Consider the following 22,406-nt stretch of genomic DNA (forward strand, 5'->3'; position numbering starts at 1 on the left):
GAGGCGAAATCGGACATGAACAGCGCCGGCAATCCTGAAAATATGCTCTCCATGTTTGCCAATCCGGAAAATGGAGACTTCCTGTTTTACGATGCGGACGGTCGGATCACCCAGATCGGCTGTGCGGCCCCTTTCGATCTCGCGAAACAAACGCCGCCGGTGGGTTGCAAACGGCTTCACACCACCGCCGCCCTGTGGCGCGACTATGTGGACCTGAGCGGCGATGCCCCGGTGGTGCGCGAACGCCCAGCCCTGCTTGGGTTCGACAAGACACGCATCCTCGCCGACGACACCGACACGGCAACGCTGCGCGGCCTGCCATCGCCCTGCACGGTGCTGGTCAACGGCGTCGCCCACACCATCGACGGCGGCGAGTTGGCGTTGTCCTGCCACCTGCCGATCCGCCTCACCGTCGTCATCGACGCGTTCCCCTATCTGCCCTTCCAGGAGGTCGTCACATGCGTCTCTCCATCCGCCTGAGCGCCGAGCAGATCGCCGAGGAGCGCCGACGGCGCTACCTCGCCGCCTGGCCGATGCACGCCCAGCTCGAAGCCCAGCACGATGCGGCCAACGGACGTCCCGAAAAGCTGGAGCGCATGACCACCGACTTCGCACGCATCAAGGCCGACCTGCCCTTCCCGGATTGAAATCCGCTGGCTTCGATGCTACAGTAAGCGCTTACATATACTGAGGCCGCACCCTATGCCGGCCCAACGGCGACGGAAAGACAGCAATGCCACAGACTTGGTATCGTGACGGCTCCGTCACTCTGATCAACGGCTCCACGGCGGTGACCGGATTCGGTACGCTGTGGGCCTCGCAGGTGTTTCCGGGCGACGTCTTCTCGCCCGACGGCGACCGCTTCTACGAGGTGGCGGACGTCGCCTCGAACACCGCGCTGACCCTGCGCACGCCCTACACCGGCACGAGCCGGCCGCCAGTGGCCCAGGTCAACACGATCACGCCGCACGTCGTCAGCACGACCACGGCGCAGACCGACGAGATCTCCATCAACGACTTCGTCTACCAGTTCACCAGCGACGCCTCGCCGACCGTGGCGGAGATCTGCGCCGGCCTGGCCGCGCGCATCAACGCCTCGCCGACCTGCCCGATGACCGCCGTGGCGACGGACGGCACCGTCGTCCTGACCGCCAAGACGCCCGGCCAACCGCTCACCGTCATCGTCTCGGCCAATCTGACCAGCGGCCTGACCACCCCGGCCAGCGCCGGCTCCGGCTACATGGTGATCCGCAACTTCGCGGGCACCATGGCCGCCGATGTCGCCAACCGCATGGCCGATCTGGTCCGCAAATGGCAGCTGCGCGAGGACGAGTTCGTCGCCTGGATGGCCGGCGACCCGCGCGGCGGACCGAACGGCGACGGCAAGTATCCGCTGACCGACACGCAGGGCAACGTGCGCCTCGTCGAGACGCCGTCGGCGCTGCTGGAGATGATCGACGGCGGCCTGATGGACAATGTCCAGCTGGTGATCGACGCGATCGAGGACGACGTCGTGGCGGCCCAGTTGGCGGCGACCGAAGCGTCCGAAGCGGCGGTGGCCACGGCGGCGGCGCGCAACGCCGCGCAGGCCAGCCAGGCGGCGGCCCTGGTCAGCGAAACCAACGCGAAAGCCAGCGAGACCGCGGCCAAGGCAAGCGAAGCGGCGGGAGCGGCGAGCGCCGGAATCGCATCGCAGTCGGCTCTCGCGACGGCCCGGGCCGAGACGTCGGCCCTGGCCGCGAAGACCGCGGCCGAAACGGCGAACGCCGGTGCCCAAGCGGCGAAGACGGCGGCGGAGGGCGCGTCCGCCGCCGCCAAGGCCAGCGAAACCATGGCGAAGGCCAGCGAAGCGGCCGCCAAGACCAGCGAGACCGGAGCCGCGGCGAGCGCCCAGACGGCGACGACCCGCGCCACGGCCAGCGCCACCTCGGCCTCCCAGGCCGCGAGCAGCGCGACCAGTGCCGCCGGTTCGGCGTCCGCCGCCGCGACCAGCGCCCAGACGGCGACGACCAAGGCGAGCGAGGCGGCGGCCAGCGCGGCGGCGGCCAAGACCAGCGAGACCAACGCCAAGACCAGCGAGACCAACGCCGCCGGCTCCGCTTCGGCGGCGGCTGGATCGGCCTCCAACGCCGCGACCAGCGCTCAGGCGGCGGCCGGGGCGATGACGGCGGCCGAGACGGCGAAGACCGGCGCCCAGGCGAGCGCGGCCACGGCCACGAACGCCGCCACCGCCGCGTCCGGTTCCGCCACCGCCGCGCAGTCCAGCGCGGGCGCCGCCAAGGCGTCGGAAACCGCGGCGGCCACCGCGGCCGCCCAGGGACAGGGCAGCGCTTCGGCATCGGCGGCATCGGCAACCCAGGCGGCGGCCTCGGCGACCAGCGCCGCGACCAAGGCCGGCGAATCCACGACCAGCGCCAACGCCGCCGCGGCCAGCGCCACCGCGGCCCAGAGCAGCGCCAACACCGCCGCCACCCACCTGTCGGGCGTGCAGGCCAACGCCACCGCCGCGGCGAACGCCCGCACGGCGGCCGAGGGGGCGCGCGACCAGGCCGCGGCGAGCGCGGCGACCGCGGTCTCCAGCGCCCAGGCCGCCGACGCCAGCGCGCAATCCGCCTCGGCCGGCGCCACCAACGCCAACACCGCCGCCGCGGTGGCCGGCACCTCGGCGACCGACGCCGTCAACGCCAAGATCGACGCGGTGTCCGCGCGCGACATCGCGCAGCAGATGCGCGACCAGGCATCGGCGCAGCGCGAACTGGCCGCGTCCTGGGCGTCGAACGGCTTCAACGTGCCGGTGCAGTCCGGCGCCTACTCGGCGCTGCACTGGGCGTCGCTGGCCAAGCAGTATGCGGACACCGCCGGGACCATCGTCGGCGGCTTCAGCTTCTCCGCCATCGGCGACGGCAACCAGCAGAAATTCACCGCCTCGATGCCCGGCGACACGATGCATTTCGTGCAGGGCTCGAACATCAACATCAATTACGACGCGGCGCTCAAGCGCCTGACCTTCTCGGCCACCTCCAAACCGGTGGACACCGAGCATGCGGGCCTCGCCGTGCGCGACGACAACACGGCGGGCAAGACCTTCCTGTCGCTCGTCCCGGCCAGCATCGCCCACCAGTCGCTCGGTGGGGCCGGAGCCAACACGCACGCGCAGATCGACGCCCACATCGCCGCCACCGGCAATCCGCATGGCACCAACTCGAACGACATCGAATACATCGACCCGGCGTACGGAACGGTTGGGCCGCTGTCCGACGTCATCGCCGACCTTTACGCCACGAAGATTGACAAGGGAAACCCGGTCGTCCAAGGGACGATGACGCTGAGCGTTGATCCCAGCAGCGACATGAATGCCGCCACGAAGCGGTATGTCGACCACCTGCCGTCCAAACGCAACGTCCGCTACGCCACGACCGGCGACCTTGGGCCGGTGACCGCGACCACGACGACGCTCACCGGACCTTCCGCCAGCTACACCGCCACCGGAACGACGGCCAACGGTTCCGCGTCGGTGACGAACGTCGCCAACGCCAGCTCCAAGGTCAAGGTCGGGGCGACCGTCACCGGAACCGGCATCCCCGCATCCACGACGGTCACGGCGGTGAATGGCACGACGGTGACGCTGTCGGCCAACGCCGCGGCCGGCGGCACTCCGTCGCTGACATTCACCCAGAGCATCGGAGCGCTGGCGATCGATGGTGGGATCACCGCCCTGAACGACCGCGTTCTCGTCAAGGATCAGTCGATCGGAAGTCAGCGCGGCATCTATTATCTGTCCACAATTGGAACGTCGTCGGTGCCGTGGGTGCTGACGCGCTCCACCGATGCCGATTCCTGGACCAAACTGCTCGGCGCGCAGGTGCTCGTCGAGGCCGGGGCCACCCTGGCGGACACAGCGTGGATGATGCTGTCCGACAGCGGAGGCACGCTCGGCACCACGACGCAGGTTTGGCAGGCGTACGCCTCGCCGAACGCGTACTCGCTCATCAACATGACGGCCAACGGGATTGTCGCGCGAGCGGCCAATGGCGGCTTCACCGTCCGCGCCATCACGGGGACGCCGAACGAAATCAGCGTGGCCGAAGGCGGCGGCGTCGCGGGCAACCCGACGATCAGCCTGCCCTCCGCGCTCGCGCTTGGCGGCAAGGCGGTGACGGTCGGCGACGCCAACTTCACCATCCAGGACACCGGCGACACCACCAAGCTGGTCAAGTTCGAACTCGGCGGCCTGACCACCGGAACGACGCGCACGCTGACGGTTCCCAACGCCTCGGGCACCCTGACGCTGGACGGCCACGGCCACACATGGAGTGACATCACCAGCGGCAAGCCGACGACGGCGGCGGGCTGGCTGACCGACGTGCTTCTGACCGGCAACACCGCGCACCAGACCGGCACCTTCGACGCGATCCGCCTGTGGGACACCGACAGCACCCACGCGCTGCGGATCGGCAATGGCACGGATCTCACGGCCGACCGCACGCTGACCATCGCCACGGGCGACGCCAACCGAACCCTGACCATCCCCGGCAACGCCACGGTCAGCGGCACCAACACCGGCGACCAGACGATCACCCTGTCCGGACCGATCACCGGCAGCGGCACCGGGATCATCGTCACCTCGATCCAACCCAACGTGGTCGGCGACAGCCACCTCCGCCAGGGCGCCGCGACCTCGGTGGTCGGGCGGGCCGCCAACAGCGCGGGCAACGTCGCCGACATCGCGGCGACCACCGACAACACCTTCCTGGCGCGGCGCGGCGGCACGCTCACATTCACCAGCCCGACCTGGAGCGACATCGCCAGCGCCAGCAAGCCCACCAGCCTGTCGGGGTACGGCATCACCGACGCTCAGCCGCTCAACAGCATGCTCACCACCTTGGCGGGCCTCGACGGCAACGCCGGCGTGCTGGTGCAGACGGCGGCGAACGCGGTGTCCAAGCGCGGCATCGGCACGGCCAACGCCAGCGACATCCTCGACCGCACGGCGGGCGACAGCCGCTACGCGCAGCTGACCGGCAACGTAACCTTCGGCGGAAACCTCTACGTCGGCAACGGACACCCCTCGGTGAACTTCCGGGAGACCGACGCCGCCACCGACACCAAGGCATGGACCCTGGACGTCGAGAACGGGCGCTTCCTTGGCGTGCTGGCAAACGACAGCAACACGGCCTGGACGACCTGGCTGAACGTGCAGCGGTCGGGGATGACGGTGTCCAACATCGCCCTGGCCGGCAGCGCCCTGACCTTCAACGGCAACAACATCCTGACCACGGCGACCGGCGCCCCGCTGTCCGGGGCGGCGTTCACCGGCAACGTCTCCCTGCGCACCGCCGGGGGCGGCAACCTCAAGGTGCTCGGCACCGGCAACGCGGGGGTGGAGCTCGGGCGCGACGACGGCGTCGCCAGCACGCCGTTCCTGTACTTCCATTCCGGGGCGACCTACACGACCTACGACGTCTCGCTGATGGCGTCGGGCGGCAACGGAACCAACGGGCAGGGCACGCTCAACATCCAATCGGCCCTGCTCCAACACAACGGTAGCAACGTCCTGACCGCCGCGCACTGGTCCACCCAGGCGACGCCGAACACGGCGATGCTGCGCGACGGAGCGACGAATGTGGCGGCGGGGGCCTATACGGCGACCGGCACCTACCCCGCGGTCTTCTTTCACGACACCGACGCCGCCGCCAACAGCAAGCGGTGGCGCCTGGCGGCGAACACCGCGCAGATGGACATCGCCATCGACTCCGACGACTTCTCGTCGACGGTCGGCGTGATGTCGTTCTACCGCAACACCACCACGCCGACCGGAATCAGCGCGTGGGCTCCAGTCACGGTCAACGCGAATGTGGCGGCCAACGGGGCGCATCTGCACCTGCAAACCGGCGGCGGCTCGCTGGGCCGCAAGTCGGTGACCCGCCACTACGGCACGTTCGCCGGAGGCACCGCCGACACCGGGCAGCGGGTGGTCGGGCGCACCGAGGCCGGTTTCAGCACCGCCAACTGGGGGACCGAGTATTACGCGATCTGCCTGAACTCGACGGCCAACGACGCGGCCTCCGACGCCAACATGACCGCCTACCTGACGCTGACCAAGGACACGGCGCAGTTCAAGGCGAAGACCGAGACCTACCTCGCCCAGCTGGGCACGACGGTCGGCAACGCCGTCGTCCACAATCAGGCGGTGTCCGGTTCGGGCGCCTCCAACACCGACTATCTGCGCACGCACATCCAGCGCTTCGCCGGCACCAACACCGCCTGGACTTCGGCGGGGTGGCGCATCCAGCGTCAAGTCGACCTGACCCCGCAGGGTTACATTCAATTCGGCGGCGAGGGCAACGACCACGGTGTCTACATCGGCTCCGGCGCAGGAGCGGCGCACCGCCTGGCCATCCCGTCGTCGGGCAATGTGACCATCGACGGCAGCTCGGTCTACACCACGGCGAACCTGAACGGAACGTGGCTGGGGCAGGATTTGCGCACCACCGCCGCGCCGACGTTCAACGGCGTCGCGTCCACGGGCTCCCTTCTCGCCCTGACCGCCGACGGCATCCGCCACAAGCAAGGCAGCAGCTCCGCCGGGTACGGCATCATCCACCGCAACGACGGGGGCAACTACTACATCCTGCTGACCAACAGCAACGACGCCAACGGGAGCTGGAACAGCCTGCGTCCGCTCCGGATCGCCCTCGACACCGGTGGGGTGTATGTCGGGAACGGGCTCGGCGTGGCCGGCGGGCAGGATGTCACCAGCGGGCATGTGCAGCTCAGCCACGCAACCACCGAGCAGCACGTCAAGTTCGTCAAGACCGGGGTGAACGCCGGGTTCTACGGTGTCGCTGCGGGCGTCGGGTTGTACGACTGGCTCAACAACCGCAGTGTGTGGAGCTACAACATCGCGGCCGCCCGGTTCGATGTGAGATTGAACACCAATTTCGGCGGCAACATCGGCGTGAACGCCGGCAACGCCATCTACTTCGGGCGTGAGGAGCAGTTCGGCGGCACGGACACCGGCGGCGCCGACTACGGATGGATCGCCTGGACGAACGACGACGACACCTATGCCATCGACGGCAGCAGCGGCGAGAACGGCCTGCTGAGGATCGGCACCAGCAACGACGGGCCGGGGCCGAACTCCGACAACATGGCCTTGACCCCGAGCGGCGACCTCTACCTGGAGCCCGGCGGCGACGTCTATGTCGGCAACGCCGCGACGCGCAAGTTGGTGTGGCACGAAGGAAACCAGCAGGACGTCCGCAGCACCGCGACGCCGAGCTTCGCCGGTATTCTCGCGACTGGGCAGGTGAACGTCAGCACCACACTGGGCAACCAGGGCGCCCATCTGTTCCTGGCGCCGACCGCCGGCGGTAACGGCCGGGAGGGCAAACTGCGCTTCGGCGGCACCTTCGCCAGTGGCGCCGATCAGATGCCCCGCCTCGTCGCCTCGCTGCGGTCGGGCTTCTCTTCGGGGGCCTGGGGCAACGAATACCTCGACGTTTACCTCAACAATCAGACCAACGACACCCAGGAGGATACCAAGCAGGCCCGCATCGCCCGCTTCACCACCGGCGGTTTGATCGTCAACGGGACCATCACCGGCACGCTGAACGGCAACGCGGCGACCGCGACCACCGCCACCACGGCGAACCGGGTGGCGAACGCGCTGACCATCAACGGCACCGTTTACGATGGTTCGTCGGCGCAGAGCGTCACCATCGCCAGCAGCGATGGCACCAAACTGCCGCTGGCCGGCGGAACGATCACCGGTGGTCTGACGGTCAACAACAGCATCTCCGTGGCGAATGGCCTGACGGTGACCTCGGGCGGTCTCGGCGTGTCCGGCAACGGCAGCGTCTCGGGCGAGATGTCGGCCAACACTCTGCGAGCGTCCGGCGCCCATGCCTACGTGGACAATGGAGGCTGGGGCAACACTCACCTGTGGCTGCGCACGGGCGGCGGGGCAAACGACCGCGGGCTGCTCTACTACTCCACCGACGACCATCTGCGCCTGGAACTGCGCAACGGCAACGGCGGTACCAGATCGTCCCTGACGCTGAATCCGGATGGCGGCGCCCAATTGGCGGGGGCGACCATCGGCTCGGACGGCAATCTTTGGATGGGTTGGTGCAATGACTGGCTGTCGAACGTGCTGGCCCGCAAGATGGACAACGGCACCAAGGCGGTGGGTTACTGGCACGTCTGGAGCGGCGCGACACAGAACGAGATCGATCTGAATTCCTGGGGACCGGGCGTCTACGCCGTGGACCTCGACAACGGGCGTTGGACGGTCATCAACGTCGACAACGGCCTGAACGCCAACCTCTCCGACGGCTCGCTGAACCGCTGGTACACCGTCAACGCGCGCTACGTCAACGCGCGCTACGGCTCGTGGATTCGCAACGTCTTCAAGCTCTATCCCGCCAACTGAGGGCCATCCGTCATGAAATACGTCCATTACGACGAAAACAACGTGGTCACCGGCTATACCCAGTTCGTGGTCGGCTTCGCGCCGCCCACCGACGGCGCCTACATCGAAGTGGACGAGGCGGTCGAGGTCGGGATCGGCATGCTGATCGACCCCGTCACCGGCACGCTGTCGGCCAACCCGGAGCCCTATGTCCCGGTCGGCCCGGTCCCGGAAACGGTGTCGCCACTGCAAGCCCGCATGGCGCTGCTCGAAGCCGACCTGCTCGACGACGCCGAAGCCTTCGTGGCGACGCTGAGCAAGCCTGAACAACTCGCCTGGCAATATGCCAGCGAGGTCCGCCGCGACAACGCGATCATCGCCAAGGCGGCGGCGCATCTCGGCCTCGATGACGACCGGATCGACGCCTTGTTCCGGCGGGCGTCGAGCTTCGCCTGATGCGTTCTCTCGGTGCCGACCGGTACGAAAGACAGCGGCGGATGATCACTTTTCGCTTGATCGGCCCAATGCTTTCGTCAAATAATAAGTAACCGCTTACTCATGGAGAAAGAGGGTGCCGGTTTGAGCCACGTCAACGAAGCGCATGGCTCCGCAACCGGCACCGCCGCTCCACGGGTACAAAGGCGCATAGGGCCGTCATCACGACGCGCAGCGGCCGCTGACGGCGCCTCGTCAAGACGCTCGACGGGGGCGGCAACCCGTCGAGCGTTCCCGCCACCAACCACAACCCATCAGAAGAAAGATCATCATGTCCGACACCATCACCGCTCCGGCCACCACGCCGGCCGCCGCCCCGACCATCGCTCCGGCCACATCCGCTCCGGAATCCCGCCCGGCGACGCACGTCGCGCTTCCGGTCGAACTGGCCAACGGCATCCTCAACTATCTGGCCCAGCGCCCCTATGGCGAGGTGGCCGACCTGATCCGGGGCATGGAAGCGACCAGCGTCGGCGTCGCCCCCTGATCGAAGCGGCCGGCATCAAGCTGCCTGGTGAAAACCCGGCAGCGCCGGTTTGCCCCTCCCCCCTCGCCGCGCCCGTCATCGCCGACGAGCGCGGCCGCCGGGCCGGTTCGGTCCGGATCACGGCCTCTCACGGTCCCAGGCTCCGTCGTTCGGCAGCGCGCGGAGCTTGTGACGCTCCACCTCACGCTTCGTCACGGAACGGGGGAAGCTCTCCACGAAGGTGATGAAGCGCGGAATCTTGAAGGCGGCCATGCGGCCCTCGCACCACGCGGCGATGGCCGCCGGCTCCACGCCGCTGCCCGGTTCGCGGATGACGAAGGCCTTTACCTCCTCCTCCCCCTTTTCGGACGGCGTGCCGACCACCACGACCTCGCGCACGCCCGGACACTGGCTGAGCACGCTTTCCACCTCATAAGCCGAGACGTTCTCGCCGCGGCGGCGCAGCCAGTGGGCTTGGCGCCCCGTAAAGTGCAGATAGCCGTCCGCGTCCAGATGGCCGAGATCGCCGGTGTGCAGCCACAAATTCGACAGGCATTCCAACGTGCGTTCCGGCGCGTTGAAATAGCCCGACATGAAGATGTGCGGATAGCGGGGCCGCAGGGCGATCTGGCCGGTGACGCCCGGTGGCACCGGCTGATCGTCCTCGTCCAGGATGGTCACCTCCGCCCAGCCGTGGGTCAGGCCGTTGGCGCGCGGCTTGGGCGAGTCCATCCGGTTGTTGACGATCAGCACGCCGCCGGTTTCGGTCAGCGAATAGACGTTGACGAAGCCGACGCCAAAGCGCTCCACGAAGCGGTCGGAGACGGCGGGCGGGATCTGCCCCGTCACCCCCAGCGAGACGCGCACCCGGTGGTCGCGGTCGGCCGGGCTCTCCGGCTGTTCGGTCAGCACGGTGATCATGGTGCCGATGAGATCGACGATGGTCGCCCCGGTCTCCCTCACCCGCGCCCAGAAGTTGCTGCCGCTGAAGCGGTGGTCGATCACCGTGGGAATGTCGGCGACCATCGGCCCCATCACGCCGAGCATCAGACCGCCGACGTGGAACAGTGTCAGGATCGAGTAATGGACGTCGTCCGGCCGCGTCTCGAACGCCTCGACGTAGCGCATCCCCGCCGCGATCCAGGCGAAATGCGGCAGCAGCGCGCCTTTGGGCAGGCCGGTGGTGCCGCCGGTGTAGATGATGACCGCGGGATCGCCGCCGGACACCGCCACCACCGGCAGCGGATGCCCCGGCTCCAGAAGCTCGGCGAAGGGCGGAAAACGACCGCCTCCCCTCCCCTCGCCGTCGTCCACCGCGTAGACGCGCATGCGGGGCAGCCGGTCCGCGACCGCCTCCACCCGCTCCGCCAGTTCGCCGTCCACCACCAGGACGGCGGGCGTGGCGTTGGTCAGGGTGTGGACGAGATCCTCCCCCACCAGACCGGCGTTCAGCGGCACCCAGATCGCCCCCAGCTTGCCGGCGGCGACCCAGGTCAGCAGATGCTCCGGCGCGTTGCGCAGGAAGCAGGCGACCCGATCGCCGCGGCGCACCCCCAGCCGGTGCAGGTTGGCGGCCACGCGGCTGGACTCCCCGTCCAGCTCCCGGTAGCTCATCGCCCGCCCGGCGACGGTCAGCCGGGGCGCATCCCCATGCTGCGCCGCGCGGGCGGCGACCAGAGCCGGCAGGGTTTCCCATTGCACCGGAACGCCGTGGATGCTGCGCGTGATGGTCATGCGGAGGGCCTCTCTCATTCCGGCAGGATGCGGCGCTTCTGGAGTTCCTGGAGGAGATCGACGAACATCTCCTCGCTGTCCACGCACTCGTGGAAGCCCAGCTTGCGCGCCTTGATCGTGCTCATGTGGTGCGGGTTGGGGCGCTGGCCGTAGCCGAACAGGAAGTCGGCGAACTGCCAGGACGGCACGACCTCGGTGTATTTGTAGGGCTTGAGGCCGTGCTTCGCGACGACGCGGTCCCAGATCGGCTCGTTCTGCGGCATGATGCGGGCCAGCGAGAAGGGCTGCGCCGGCTCCAGCTCCATGCGGAACAGCTCGGCCACCTTGGGGAACACATTCTCCCAGACATAGACGTCGCCGTTGGCGATGTTGAAGACCTGGTTGGCGCATTGCGGGCTGGTGCCGGCCCATTCGGCGGCCTTGGCGATCAGCCGGGCGTCGGTCGCCTCGCCGATGCGCGACGCCCCGCCGGGGAAGCGCAGCGGCAGGCCGTATTCGCGTGACACCGCGGCGAAGACGCCGATGGCGGTGATGATGTTCAGCGGGCTGCCGACTGCGAGGCCGCAGACGATCTGCGGGCGCAGCACGCTCCAGCTCCACTCCTTGCCCTGCTGGCGTTCGCCGATCCAGTCCTGCTGGTCGTAGTAGAAGTTGGGGCGCATGTAGCGCGGATCGCTCTCCCGCGCCGGCTGGCGGAAGGGGCCGAGATGGCCGCCATACGCCTTGGTGCCCTGCAGCAGCGTGATGTGGCGCAGGTTGGGCGACACCGCCTCGACGTTCTCGACCACGTTCTTCAGCATGGCGAGGTTGGTCTCGACATGGTCCCATTCCGACCAGCCGCGCGTCACGTCGGGCTTCTCGTAGACGGCGGTGTAGCAGATGTTGGTGACGCCCTTGATCGCGCGCAGCTTGCGGCAGTCGTCGGGGTCGCGCAGATCGACGGCGGCCCATTCGGCGGTGGTCTCGAAATCCGGGGTGCGGCGCGACACGCCGCAGACGTCCCAGTCCGGGGAGGCTTCGAAATGCTCCAGCATCGGGCGGCCGACGGTCCCCAGCGCACCCACGATCAGCATCTTCTGACGGGCCATGATTTCGTCCTTCTGTGCGGAATTCTTCAGAAAAGGGTCATCAGGTATTGGCGGTCGCCCAGCGGCTCGGGCGGGCCCTCGTAAATCTTGCGGCCGGTGCGCAGCACGGTGACGCTTTGCGCGATGGGCAGGGCGTGGACGACGTTCTGCTCGACCATCAGCACGGCCATGCGCAGCGCCCGGTTCACCTCGGCGATGGCCTCCATGACCCGCTGGACGAGGTTGGGGGCGAGGCCGATCGACGGTTCGTCGAGGATCATCACGTCGGGCCGGTGCATCAGCGCCATGCCCATCGCCAGCATCTGCTGCTGGCCGCCCGACATGGTGCCGGCGATCTGGCCGGCGCGTTCGCGCAGGATCGGGAACAGGTCCATCACCGCGTCGCGGTTCGCCCGGATTTCCGCCGGGTCGTGGGCCGTGTAGGCGCCGAGTTCCAGATTCTCGCGCACGGTCAGGCTGCGGAAGATGCCGTGCCCCTGCGGGACCAGCGCGATCCCGGCCTTCACGTTGTCGGCGCAGCGCCGCCGGGTGATGTCCTCCCCCCGGTAGCGGACGGTCCCGGCGGAGGGCCGCAGCAGCCCGAAGACGGAGCGCACCAGCGTCGTCTTGCCGGCCCCGTTGTGGCCCAGCAGCACGCGGATCTCGCCGGCCCGCACCGTCAGGTCGACCTCGTGAACCACCGCCCGCTTGCCGTAGCCGGCGCTGAGGCCGCGCACCTCCAGGACGGGTTCGGCGATCGGCATGGTGTGAATCTCGGTCATCCGAAATACCTCTCGGCCAGTTCGCGGTCGCGCATCAGCGTGTCCGGCGGTCCCTTGGTCAGCACGCGGCCCTCGTCGATGAAGACGATCTCGTCGCAGACGCCGCGGATGACCTCCAGATTGTGCTCGATGATGCAGACCGCCTTGTTGGCGCGGGCGAGGTCGCGGATCACCCCGCAGATGCGCTCCACCGTCACGGTGTCGAGGCCGGACAGTGGCTCGTCGAGCAGCAGAACGTCGGCCCCGGTCGCCAGCAGCCGGGCGATGACCAGCAGCTTCTCCTCGGCGTAGGACAGGTTGGCGGCGGTCTCGTCGGCCTTGGCGAGCAGCCCGACGAAGGAGGCGATCTCCAGCGCGCGGGCGACGTTCTCGCGGTCGGCCCGGCGGACGAGGCCGGGGCGGACATAGACGTCCAGCGGGCGGTCGCCCGGCTGCGCGGGCAGCGAGACCAGGATGTTCTCCACCACCGTCAGCTTGGTGAAGAGCTTCAGGTCCTGGAAGGAGCGGGCCAACCCGGCGGCCACCACCTCGTGCGGCTTCAGCGTCGTCACGTCGCGGCCCCGGTAGAGGATGGTGCCGCCGGTCGGGCGCAGGAAACCGGACAGCAGGTTGAAGGCGGTCGTCTTGCCGGCGCCGTTGGGGCCGATCAGCCCGACGATCTCGCCGCGCTTCAGGTCGATGGTCAGGTCCTTCACCGCCTGGATGCCGCCGAAATGCTTGGACAGGGAGGTCGCGGAAACCACCACCTCCCCCGGCGTTCCGCCGGCGCGCTCCACGGCACTGGAGAGCGGGCCGTTGGCGGGAACGCTGGACCGCGCGGCCCCGGTCGGGGTGCGGAACACCGTCTCGGGGAACAGCCCCTCCGGGCGCAGCCGCAGGATGACGATCAGCACCACGCCGTAGATCACCTGCCGCACCATGTCGGCGATGTCGCCCGGCACATGGACGAACTTCAGCCCCTCCGGCAACAGCACCAGGATCGCCGCCCCGGCCAGCGAGCCCCACAAATTGCCCATGCCGCCCAGGATCACCATGGCGAGGATGAGGATGGTCTCCTCGATGGTGAAGGATTCCGGGTTCACGAAGGCGATGTAGTGGGCGATCAGCGTGCCGGCGACCGAGGCCAGCCCCGCCGACATCGCGAAGACCACCAGCTTCATGCGGACGAGGTTCTTGCCGACCGCCTGGGCCGCCGCCTCGTTCTCCCGCATGGCGCGCAGGGAGCGTCCGAAGGGCGAGGCGCCGAGCCTCCAGGCGACGGCGCAGCACAGCGCCGCCATCACCGCGGCCAGCGGCAGGAAGGTCACCGGGCTGGTCAGCGCCGTGCCGAACAGCGACACCGGGGGGATGCCGGCGATGCCGTCCGGCCCGCCGGTCAGCGGCTTGCTGTTCATCAGCACGTCGATGGTTATGGCCTGCAGCGCCAGCGTGATGACGACCAGATAATGGCTGCCCACCCGCATGGCGGGAAAGGCGACCAGCAGGCCGAGGCCGGCGGTCACCACCACCCCGGCCAGCAGGGTCAGGGGAAAGCCGATGCCGAGCTTCGTCCCCAGGATGCCGGCGGCGTAGGCGCCGCTGGCGTAAAAGGTGGCGTGCGCCAAGGCGAAGATGCCGCCGAAGCCGATCAGCAGGTTGAAGGAGGTCGCCAGGATGCCGTAGAGGCAGACCATGACGAGGATGTGGGCGAGATATTCCATGGCTGTGTCCCTCTCCTCACGCCCGGCGGACGATGCCGGAGGGGCGGGCGAGCAGGAACCCGAACAGCACCACGAAGACGATGGTGTTCTGCCACTCCGTGGGGATCTGCCACATACCCAGGCTCTGCACGAAGGCCAGCAGGAAGGCGGCGATGACCGCCCCGCGCAGCGATCCCACCCCGCCGACGATCACCGCGACGAAGGCGACGAACACCGCGCCGAAGCCCATGTTGGGGTTCAGCCCGTCGCGCAGCAGGACCAGCGCCCCGGCCACCGCCGACACCGCCGAACCCAGCGCGAAGACCAGGATGGACAGCCGCGTCGTGTCGATGCCGATGACGGTGGCCATCTCGCGGTTGTCGGCCATGGCGCGGATGGCCTTGCCGTAGCGGCTGGCCCGCAGGAACAGCGCGATGCCGCAACCGACCAGCAGCGCCGCCGCGACCTGCCCCAGCTGCACCGTGGTGAAGAAGGCGTTGCCGACGAAATGCACGTCGTAGGCGACGCTGTCGACCGTCTTGACCCCGGTGCCGAAGACGATGCCGATCAGGTTCTTCATGACGATGAACAGGCCGAGCGAGGCGACCAGGACGACGAAGGGCGGGCTGCCGCTGATCTCGAACGGGCGGTAGATGAACAGGTAGCAGCCGACGCCGAGCGCCGCGGTGAAGGCGATCCCCAGCAGCACCGCCAACCAGAAGGGCAGCCCGACCAGCGCCGCCAGCGCCCAGATGGCGTAGGCGCCGACCGCGTAGACCGGCCCGTAGGCGAAATGCACGACGCCGGTCGTCCCGAAGATCAACGCGAAGCCCATCGCCAGCAGGGCGAAATGCGCGCCGTTGAACAGACCGTTCAGGGTCAGTTGGATGAGCAGATCCATGGAATGGCGCTCCTGTCTTTTTCCCCCTCTCCCCTCCGGGGAGAGGGTTGGGGTGAGGGGGATGCGCGTGTCGGAGCGTCCGGCAAAAGCGCAACCCCCTCACCCTCCCCTCTCCCCGGAGGGGAGAGGGCTAAGTCGGGCGGACCGGCGATCAGTCGCCCGAGGTGAACTTCACGAACGTCTGCTCGCCGTTCTCCAGGCGGAACACCGCCACCGGCTTCTGCGCCACGCCGTTCTTGCGGAAGGTCAGCGTCTTGCCATAGACGCTGTCGAAGGTCGGATTCTCCCACAGCGCCTGGACCAGACGCTCGCCGCTGTAATAGTCGCCGCCCTTGGCCTTCGCCCGCCGGATCAGCTCGGCGATGACGTAGACGCCCTCGTAGTAGTTGGCGGCGTAGAAGTCCGGCATCTCGCCGAATTTCGCCTTGTAGGCGTCGGCGAAGCGCTTGGACCACGGGTTCTCGTCGGTGGCGGCGAAGTAGTCGGTGACGACCTCCACCCCCTCGGCGTGCTTGCCGGCGACCTTGGTGTCCTCGGCGGTCCATTCCATGCAATAGACCGGCTGCTTCATGCCCAGCTCGCGCATGCGCTTCACCGCCAGCCCGGCCTGCGGTGTCGTCGGCCAGTTGGCGATGGCGTCGGGCTGGGAAGCGCGCAGCTTGGCGACCTGGGTGTCGATGTTGGCGGCGTCGGCCTGGAACTGCTCGGCGGCGACCATCTTCAGCCCCATGCCCTCCCACGCCTTGGTGGTGGCGGCGATGGTGGCGTCGCCGAACTCCGACTTGATGGCGATCTGGGCGAGCTTCTTCGCCCCCTGCTCGGCCGCGCGGTGGGCGATGCCGGCGGCCAGATCGGACGCCATGGAGCGGATGTTGAACATGTAGGGGGAGGTGCCGACCGTCTGGGCGCTGACCCCGCCGCCGTTGATCATCATCACCTTCTTCTGGTCGCCGATGGGCATGGTGGCCAGCGTCACCGTGGAGAAGGAGGGCAGCACCGCCTTCACCCCCTCGACGTCGATCAGCCGGTTCATGCCGGCGACCGCGGCCTGGGCGCTGCCGCTCTTGTGGTCCTCGATGACCAGTTGCAGCTTGACGCCGTCGATGCCGCCCTGGGCGTTGATCTCGTCCACGGCGAGCTGCGCCCCGGCGCTCATCACCTTGCCGTAATGGGGCGAGGCGCCGGTCATCGCGAAGATGCCGCCGATCTTGTAGACCGCCGGATCGGCGGCCAGGGCGGCGCCGCTGGTGAGCGCGCTGCTCAGCACGAGTGCTGCGAACAGGGTGCGTTTCGACATCGTTCCCTCCCAGGAATCCGTTGTTCGGGGGTGACGCGGTCCCGTTGGCGGGACTCGTTGCCGTTTCGAAAGAAATCAGCGGGCAAAAGACAGCCCGGACAGCAGCCGCCGGACCGACGGCGCGGCGTGGTTCTCGGCCAGCAGCGGGGCCAGCCGCGCGGTCTTGTCCGCCATCGACGGGCGGTCCTCCATGCGCAGGATGCGCCGGCCCGCCGCCAGGGCGTCCAGCCGGTCGCGGTACCAGGCGATGCGCGCCTCCGCCGCCTCGGCGAAGCCGTCGGCGGGCAATATCTCGGTCAGGAAGCCGAAACCGTAGGCCTGCGCCGCGTCCATCATCCGGCCCCCCGCCAGGATCTGGAAGGCCAGCGCCGCCGGCAGCCGTTCGGTCAGCGCGGCGTGGACGAAGGCCGGGTAGAGGCCGAAGCGCATCTCGGGAAAGCCGAACTGCACATCGTCGGCCCCCAGCACGAGGTCGCTGAGGCACGCCACGATGCAGCCGGCGCCCAGCGTCCGGCCATGCACGACGCTGATGACGGGCACCGCCGAACCGTGCAGCGCCTGCATCGCCGCCCGCAGCGCCTCCTCCTGGGCGGCGAAGGCCTCGGCCCCGCGGCTCATCTCGGCGACATCGCCGCCGGCGCAGAAGCCGCGCGGTCCGGCCCCGTCGATCGCCACCAGGGCCGCTCCGGCAACGGGCGCGCCGTCCACGGCCTCGGCCAGCGCGCGCAGGGTCACGGTGTCGAGCGCGTTGATCTTCGCGGGGCGGTTCAGGGTGATGCGCCGCAGGTCGCCGTCGTCGCGGACCAGCAGGGTGCCGGTCATGACGTCGCCCTCCCCGCCCCGTGCAGCATGCGACCGGCGATCACCGTCTCCCCATGCTGGTTGTCGATCCAGACGTCGTAGCCGTCGCCGTCGGGGCGGCGCTGGCCGCCCGCGGTCACCACGTCGTCCTCGCGCACCGGGCGCAGGAAGCGGATGTCCAGCGTCGCGTCGGACACCGCCGCCTCGCCCAGGCTGCGGCGGACCGACTGCCAAAGCAGATTCACCGACAGCAGCCCGTGGGCGATGATGCCCTTCATCGGCGTCGTCGCCGCGAAGTCGGGATCGACGTGGATCGGGTTGAAGTCGTCGGTCAGCTCGGCGTAGAGCCGGATCGCCGCGCGGTCGATCCGCTTGGTGACCGGGGTCAGGCGGTCGATGGTGGTCGTCCCGTCCGCCATGGTCAGGCCGCCCACAGGATGGTCATGCGGCCGCGGAAGCAGGGAGTGCCGTCCTCCCCCACCGTCTCGGTGTCGAAATGGACCCAGCGGCGGTCGCGCTTCAGCTCCTTTCCGGCGCAGGCGATGCGGGTGGTCAACCGCTCCCCGACCGCCGGGCGGCGCAGCATCTCGTACCGCTGGGAGCCGTGGATGTTTCCCGGCGGGCGCGGCACGACGAGGCTGGAATAGGCCCGCATGGTCGCCACCGCGATCATTCCGGCAGGCATCCGCCCGTCCGGCGGGTCGTCGGGATAGAGGCTGGTCCAGCGCTCCATCAGCGCGTCGGACAGGTGAAGCTCCTCGGCGCCGAAGGCGGCGCCCTCCTGGAGCGTGTCGAACAAATGCATGGATGGTCCCTCCCGAAGGGTTGGGTTCACTCCACCAGGGGCCGGACCTGCGGCAGCGCGCCGCCGCCGGCCAGCGGCTCGAACAGGACGCGGACGCGCAGGCCGATGCGGGCGTCCGACGGTGGGCAGCCGCGCAGATTGACCATCAGGCGGAAGCCCTCGTCGACATCGACCAGCGCCAGGACGTAGGGCGTGTCCGCCTTGAAGGCGGCGGTCGGCGCCCGGTGGACGATGGTGTAGCTGTGGATGGTGCCGAGCCCGGCGGACCGCTCCGTCCCCGGCCCTGTGGCCCGGCATTCGGTGCAGAAGGGCCGCGGCGGAAACTGGACGTGGCCGCAGGCGGCGCAGCGCTGAAAGGTCAGCGCCCCCTCCGCGCAGGCGTCCCAGAAGGCGCGGGTGTCCGCGGTGACCAGCGGCACGGGCTTCATGGGGGATGGATCGGTCGCGCTCATCTCACGCCCTCCCCAGGATCAGCGAGCAGTGGGCGGACAGGATGCCGCCGTCGCCGTGAACGAAGGCGGTTTCCGCCCCCGCCACCTGCCGGGCCTCGGCCTCGCCGCGCAGTTGCCGCACCGCCTCGACGATGTGGAACATGCCGCCCGCCGCCCCGGAATGGCCGTAGGACAGCAGCCCGCCGTGGGTGTTGCAGGGCAGAACCCCGTCCAGCTCCAGCGCGCCGTCGAGGATCGCCGGACCGGCCTCCCCCTTCGGGAAGAAGCCGATGGATTCCAGCTCGGCCAGCAGGGTGATGGTGAAGCTGTCGTAGATCTCGGCCACGTCGATGTCCGCCGGGGTCAGCCCGGCCATGGCGAAGGCCTGCGCCGCCGATTGCCGGCAACCGAAATCGGTCAGAGAGGGCATGGCGAAGGCGTGCTCGTGCGTGTTCATCTGGCCGTAGCCGAGGATCGACACCGCGCGGTCCGTGTGGTCGGCCGCCACGTCGGCGGCGCTGATCACCAGGGCGGCGCCACCGTCGGAGACGAGGCAGCAATCGAACAGCCGCAACGGGTCGGCGATCATGCGGGCGGACAGCGCCTGCTCCATGGTCAGCGGGTCGCGGGCCTGGGCCTTGGGGTGGCGGCGCGCGTGGCCGCGCTGGGTGACGGAGATAGCCGCGAGATGCTCCGCCGTGACGCCCTGTTCATGCATGCAACGCCGGGCGACCAGCGCGTAGGCCGCGGGGATCGACATGCCGTAGGGGCGCTCGAACTGCGGGTGCCCGACCTCGGCCAGCGCGGCGACGGCGCCGCTGCGCCCCAGCCCGGTCAGGCGGTTGTCGGCGCAGACCGCCAGGACGTTGCGGCAGATGCCCGCCCGCACCAGCGCCGCCGCCTGCATCACCAGCGCGCAGGCGGTCGCCCCGCCGGCCTGGACGGCGGCGCTGTAGGACGGCGCGATGCCGAAATACTCGTTGAAGACCGACGACAGCATCAGATGCGGCTCGGCCAGCGAATAGGCGCACAGCACGCCGTCCACCTCGTCGGCCCGCAGGCCGGCGTCGGCCAGCGCCGCGGACGCCGCTTCGGCGTGAAGCGCCATGCACCCGCTGCCGTCCAGCCGCCCGACGGCGGTGTCGGCGGCTCCGGAGATCACCGGGGTCATCGAATGCTCTCCCGCTGGGGGACGGTTCGGCCCGTTCCGGCGAGCAGCCGCCCGATGCGCCGCGTGGTGTCGCGCAGGTCGGCGGCCATGGCCGTGGCCCGCTCGTCGGAGAACTGCGCGGTCAGCCCGACCGCCGACAGCGCCAGGAAGGGCCGGCCCTCGGCGTCGAGGATCGGGCTGGACACCGTCGTCACGCCGCGCGTGAAGCCGTCGCGGTCCACCGCGTAGCCGGCGGCCCGCGCCTCCTCCACCTCGGCCAGGAATTGCTCGAAGGGTGGCGGGTTGTCCTGGCGGACGGCGGCGTACTGGCGGCGCATCTCCTCCACCGGCAGGCCGGCGTGCGCCGCCATGCAACGCCCCAGCGCGCCGACCAGAAGCGGCAGCCGGTGGCCGATCCGCATGTGGATCTGGATGGCCGAGCTGGACACCGCCTGATCCACCAGCATGACGCGGTGATCGCTGACCCGCAGCCACGCCGTCATCGGCGTCTGCCACGCGGCGGCCAGCCGTTCCAGCTCCGGGTGGAGCAGCCGGGTGTAGCCGACCTGATCGAGCGCGCTGCCCGCCAGCTCCAGCAGCCCGGCGCCCAGCCGGTAGGCCTTGCCGACCTCCTCGAACTGGACCACCCGCTCGGCGGCCAGGGTCTTCAGGATGTTGAAGCAGGTGCTCGGGTTGAGGCCGAGCGCGCGGGCGACCTGCGCGCTCGACACCGCCCCGTCCTGCGCCGCCAGATGGCGCAGGATCGCGAAGGCGCTGACCACCGCGCCGACCGGCTTGCCGGCGTTGAAGGTCGTCGAAAGGGTGAAGGACTCCCGGTCCTGGTCGTCGGTGAGCATCGCGTGCCCTCCGTTCTCTATTGAGAATTTTATTTTCTATGAAGATTATGAGTGCACAAATATTGTTGGTCAAACCAATTATCTGCCCTTGGCATTGTTTGAAATGCATACCCCCATAGTCATTTTGCACGGCTGCTCCCCTTCGCATCCCGAACGCGAAACGGCCCCGCCGGGAGGGGCGGGGCCGTTCGGGCCGTACGGTGGTGGCGCGGAGTGGTGGCGCCTGCGGATCACCAGGCAAGTTCGAGGATCTCCCGGACGTCGTCCTCCCCGGTGACCGGGCGCGGGTTGCTGCGGACCATCATGTTCTGCATGGCCCCGGCGGCGATGGCGGCGAAATGGTCGCGCGTCACGCCGACCGCCCGCAGGCTGTCGGGCTGCCCCAGGGCGCGCACCAGATCGGCGACCGCCGTCGCCGCGTCGCCGTCCTCCCGCCCCAACGCCCGGGCCACCAGCCGCTGGCGGTCCGCGTTCACCGGGTGGTTCCAGCGCAGCACACTGGGCAGCATGACGCAGGAGCAATGGCCGTGCGGCACGTTGGCGACGGCGCCGAGCTGGTGTCCGATGCCGTGGCTGGCCCCCCATTCCACCCGGCCCAGCCCGGTCGAGGCCAGCCAGACGCCGAGCTGGCTGTCCAGCCGCGCGTCGAGATCGTCCGGCCTCTCCCGGTTGGCGGGGAGGGAGCGCGCCAGCATCGCCAGCCCGTGCAGGCAGGTCGCGTCGGTGAAGGGCTGCGGCTTGCGGGAACAGACCGTTTCCACCGCGTGGTCGACGGCGCGGATGCCGGTGGACAGCCACAGCCGCTCCGGCGTGTGGACGGTCACGGCGGGGTCGAGGATGACCACCTGCCCGCCGATGTGCCGCCCGGTGTAGAGGTCCTTGACCTGCCGCGTCGGGTCGGTGGCGCCGCCGAGGTTGGAGAATTCGGCGCCCGACAGGGTGGTCGGCACGATGATCTGGCGCAGCGGCGGGTCCTTCACCGGCGGGACGATGCGGGTCCCGTCCCCGGCGACGCGGATGCGCACGGCGTCGAAGCCGGCGGTGTCGGTGATGCCCTCGGCCAGCGCGACCAGGGCGACCTTCACCGTGTCCATGGGCGTGCCGCCGCCGACCGTGACGATCAGGTCCGGCTCCAGCCGCCGCACCTCCGCGGCCAGCGCCAGGACGGAGGCGCGCGGCACATGCTCGACGCAGGAATCGAAGACCCCGGCGCAACGCGCGCCCAGCGCGTCGCGGATGGCGGCGACGACGCCCGTGGCTCGGCTCAGCGTCCGGCTCGCCACGATCAGCGCGCGCTGTTTTCCCAGCTTGGCGACGGTTTCCGCCACCGCTTCCGCCGCCGGGCGGCCGTAGATGACGCGGTCCTGCGCCAGGAACTCGTAGACACCCGACTGCATGGGGGTTCCCTCCCGTTCTTGTGTGCGCACGCTTGCCCCCACCCTAACCCTCCCCCGCTGCGCAGGGGAGGGAACCATTCCCCCTCTCCCGCAAAGCGGGGGAGGGCCGGGGTGGGGGCACCTCCGCAACC

General features: G+C 69.3%; 18 protein-coding genes. 5 read left to right on the forward strand and 13 right to left on the reverse strand.

What is annotated here, in order from left to right; translation table 11 throughout:
- Positions 1-15: 15 nt before the first annotated feature.
- From DXK32_RS03755 to DXK32_RS03775, 5 genes are all read left to right on the forward strand, one after another.
- Positions 16-480: a hypothetical protein gene (locus tag DXK32_RS03755; protein ID WP_162801060.1), complete on the forward strand. Its 465-nt coding sequence runs from the start codon at positions 16-18 to the stop codon at positions 478-480.
- The gene (locus DXK32_RS03760; protein ID WP_114857303.1) at positions 459-647 is read left to right on the forward strand and encodes a hypothetical protein; all 189 of its coding nucleotides are present in this window, start codon (positions 459-461) and stop codon (positions 645-647) included. The genes DXK32_RS03755 and DXK32_RS03760 overlap by 22 nt, the downstream gene beginning before the upstream one ends.
- Before the next feature lie 86 nt (positions 648-733).
- On the forward strand, positions 734-8,434 hold the full coding sequence (locus DXK32_RS03765; protein ID WP_114857304.1) for a beta strand repeat-containing protein: 7,701 nt from the start codon (positions 734-736) through the stop codon (positions 8,432-8,434).
- Positions 8,435-8,446: 12 nt separating this feature from the next.
- Positions 8,447-8,869, forward strand: coding sequence for a hypothetical protein (locus DXK32_RS03770; RefSeq protein ID WP_114857305.1), 423 nt, complete (start codon positions 8,447-8,449; stop codon positions 8,867-8,869).
- Between the two features lie 310 nt (positions 8,870-9,179).
- Positions 9,180-9,395, forward strand: a complete 216-nt coding sequence (locus tag DXK32_RS03775; protein ID WP_114857306.1) for a hypothetical protein — start codon at positions 9,180-9,182, stop codon at positions 9,393-9,395.
- A gap of 117 nt (positions 9,396-9,512) precedes the next feature.
- Here the strand turns inward: DXK32_RS03775 and DXK32_RS03780 are convergent, their stop codons facing one another.
- From DXK32_RS03780 to DXK32_RS03840, 13 genes are all read right to left on the reverse strand, one after another.
- Positions 9,513-11,108, reverse strand: coding sequence for an AMP-binding protein (locus DXK32_RS03780; protein WP_247876961.1), 1,596 nt, complete (start codon positions 11,106-11,108; stop codon positions 9,513-9,515).
- Positions 11,109-11,122: 14 nt separating this feature from the next.
- Positions 11,123-12,196, reverse strand: coding sequence for an SDR family oxidoreductase (locus DXK32_RS03785; RefSeq protein ID WP_114857307.1), 1,074 nt, complete (start codon positions 12,194-12,196; stop codon positions 11,123-11,125).
- 26 nt (positions 12,197-12,222) lie between these two features.
- The gene (locus DXK32_RS03790; RefSeq protein ID WP_114857308.1) at positions 12,223-12,957 is read right to left on the reverse strand and encodes an ABC transporter ATP-binding protein; all 735 of its coding nucleotides are present in this window, start codon (positions 12,955-12,957) and stop codon (positions 12,223-12,225) included.
- Positions 12,954-14,657, reverse strand: coding sequence for a branched-chain amino acid ABC transporter ATP-binding protein/permease (locus tag DXK32_RS03795; protein ID WP_114857309.1), 1,704 nt, complete (start codon positions 14,655-14,657; stop codon positions 12,954-12,956). Before DXK32_RS03795 ends, DXK32_RS03790 begins: the two co-directional genes overlap by 4 nt.
- Positions 14,658-14,673: 16 nt before the next feature.
- Positions 14,674-15,537 (reverse strand): branched-chain amino acid ABC transporter permease, encoded by an 864-nt coding sequence (locus DXK32_RS03800; RefSeq protein WP_114857310.1) that lies wholly within the window; start codon positions 15,535-15,537, stop codon positions 14,674-14,676.
- A gap of 151 nt (positions 15,538-15,688) precedes the next feature.
- On the reverse strand, positions 15,689-16,834 hold the full coding sequence (locus DXK32_RS03805) for an ABC transporter substrate-binding protein (RefSeq protein ID WP_114857311.1): 1,146 nt from the start codon (positions 16,832-16,834) through the stop codon (positions 15,689-15,691).
- Positions 16,835-16,909: 75 nt separating this feature from the next.
- On the reverse strand, positions 16,910-17,656 hold the full coding sequence (locus DXK32_RS03810) for an enoyl-CoA hydratase/isomerase family protein (protein WP_114857312.1): 747 nt from the start codon (positions 17,654-17,656) through the stop codon (positions 16,910-16,912).
- On the reverse strand, positions 17,653-18,054 hold the full coding sequence (locus DXK32_RS03815) for a MaoC family dehydratase (RefSeq protein WP_114857351.1): 402 nt from the start codon (positions 18,052-18,054) through the stop codon (positions 17,653-17,655). Before DXK32_RS03815 ends, DXK32_RS03810 begins: the two co-directional genes overlap by 4 nt.
- Positions 18,055-18,056: 2 nt before the next feature.
- A complete protein-coding gene (locus tag DXK32_RS03820) occupies positions 18,057-18,440 on the reverse strand; it encodes a MaoC family dehydratase (RefSeq protein ID WP_114857313.1) in 384 nt (127 codons plus the stop codon).
- A gap of 26 nt (positions 18,441-18,466) precedes the next feature.
- A complete protein-coding gene (locus tag DXK32_RS03825; protein WP_114857314.1) occupies positions 18,467-18,892 on the reverse strand; it encodes a Zn-ribbon domain-containing OB-fold protein in 426 nt (141 codons plus the stop codon).
- Between the two features lies 1 nt (position 18,893).
- Complete coding sequence (locus tag DXK32_RS03830) at positions 18,894-20,042, reverse strand: thiolase family protein (RefSeq protein ID WP_114857315.1); 1,149 nt, start codon at positions 20,040-20,042, stop codon at positions 18,894-18,896.
- Positions 20,039-20,878, reverse strand: coding sequence for an IclR family transcriptional regulator (locus DXK32_RS03835; protein WP_114857316.1), 840 nt, complete (start codon positions 20,876-20,878; stop codon positions 20,039-20,041). The genes DXK32_RS03830 and DXK32_RS03835 overlap by 4 nt, the downstream gene beginning before the upstream one ends.
- 230 nt (positions 20,879-21,108) lie before the next feature.
- Positions 21,109-22,275 carry an iron-containing alcohol dehydrogenase gene (locus DXK32_RS03840; RefSeq protein WP_114857317.1) on the reverse strand — a complete coding sequence of 389 codons (1,167 nt, stop codon included), beginning with the start codon at positions 22,273-22,275 and terminating at the stop codon, positions 21,109-21,111.
- Between the last annotated feature and the right edge of the window lie 131 nt (positions 22,276-22,406).

Origin of the sequence: Azospirillum brasilense (genome assembly GCF_003349955.1) — a bacterium.
Taxonomy (GTDB): Bacteria; Pseudomonadota; Alphaproteobacteria; order Azospirillales; family Azospirillaceae; genus Azospirillum; species Azospirillum brasilense_B.

Excerpts from the sequence above, each read along its gene's own strand:
- DXK32_RS03835 (WP_114857316.1), bottom strand. The coding sequence starts at position 20,878 with ATGCTCACCGACGACCAGGACCGGGAGTCCTTCACCCTTTCGACGACC.
- DXK32_RS03820 (WP_114857313.1), bottom strand. The coding sequence starts at position 18,440 with ATGCATTTGTTCGACACGCTCCAGGAGGGCGCCGCCTTCGGCGCCGAG.
- DXK32_RS03825 (WP_114857314.1), bottom strand. The coding sequence starts at position 18,892 with ATGAGCGCGACCGATCCATCCCCCATGAAGCCCGTGCCGCTGGTCACC.
- DXK32_RS03830 (WP_114857315.1), bottom strand. The coding sequence starts at position 20,042 with ATGACCCCGGTGATCTCCGGAGCCGCCGACACCGCCGTCGGGCGGCTG.
- DXK32_RS03755 (WP_162801060.1), top strand. The coding sequence starts at position 16 with ATGAACAGCGCCGGCAATCCTGAAAATATGCTCTCCATGTTTGCCAAT.
- DXK32_RS03770 (WP_114857305.1), top strand. The coding sequence starts at position 8,447 with ATGAAATACGTCCATTACGACGAAAACAACGTGGTCACCGGCTATACC.
- DXK32_RS03805 (WP_114857311.1), bottom strand. The coding sequence starts at position 16,834 with ATGTCGAAACGCACCCTGTTCGCAGCACTCGTGCTGAGCAGCGCGCTC.
- DXK32_RS03815 (WP_114857351.1), bottom strand. The coding sequence starts at position 18,054 with ATGGCGGACGGGACGACCACCATCGACCGCCTGACCCCGGTCACCAAG.
- DXK32_RS03790 (WP_114857308.1), bottom strand. The coding sequence starts at position 12,957 with ATGACCGAGATTCACACCATGCCGATCGCCGAACCCGTCCTGGAGGTG.
- DXK32_RS03800 (WP_114857310.1), bottom strand. The coding sequence starts at position 15,537 with ATGGATCTGCTCATCCAACTGACCCTGAACGGTCTGTTCAACGGCGCG.
- DXK32_RS03810 (WP_114857312.1), bottom strand. The coding sequence starts at position 17,656 with ATGACCGGCACCCTGCTGGTCCGCGACGACGGCGACCTGCGGCGCATC.
- DXK32_RS03795 (WP_114857309.1), bottom strand. The coding sequence starts at position 14,657 with ATGGAATATCTCGCCCACATCCTCGTCATGGTCTGCCTCTACGGCATC.
- DXK32_RS03760 (WP_114857303.1), top strand. The coding sequence starts at position 459 with ATGCGTCTCTCCATCCGCCTGAGCGCCGAGCAGATCGCCGAGGAGCGC.
- DXK32_RS03765 (WP_114857304.1), top strand. The coding sequence starts at position 734 with ATGCCACAGACTTGGTATCGTGACGGCTCCGTCACTCTGATCAACGGC.
- DXK32_RS03775 (WP_114857306.1), top strand. The coding sequence starts at position 9,180 with ATGTCCGACACCATCACCGCTCCGGCCACCACGCCGGCCGCCGCCCCG.
- DXK32_RS03840 (WP_114857317.1), bottom strand. The coding sequence starts at position 22,275 with ATGCAGTCGGGTGTCTACGAGTTCCTGGCGCAGGACCGCGTCATCTAC.
- DXK32_RS03780 (WP_247876961.1), bottom strand. The coding sequence starts at position 11,108 with ATGACCATCACGCGCAGCATCCACGGCGTTCCGGTGCAATGGGAAACC.
- DXK32_RS03785 (WP_114857307.1), bottom strand. The coding sequence starts at position 12,196 with ATGGCCCGTCAGAAGATGCTGATCGTGGGTGCGCTGGGGACCGTCGGC.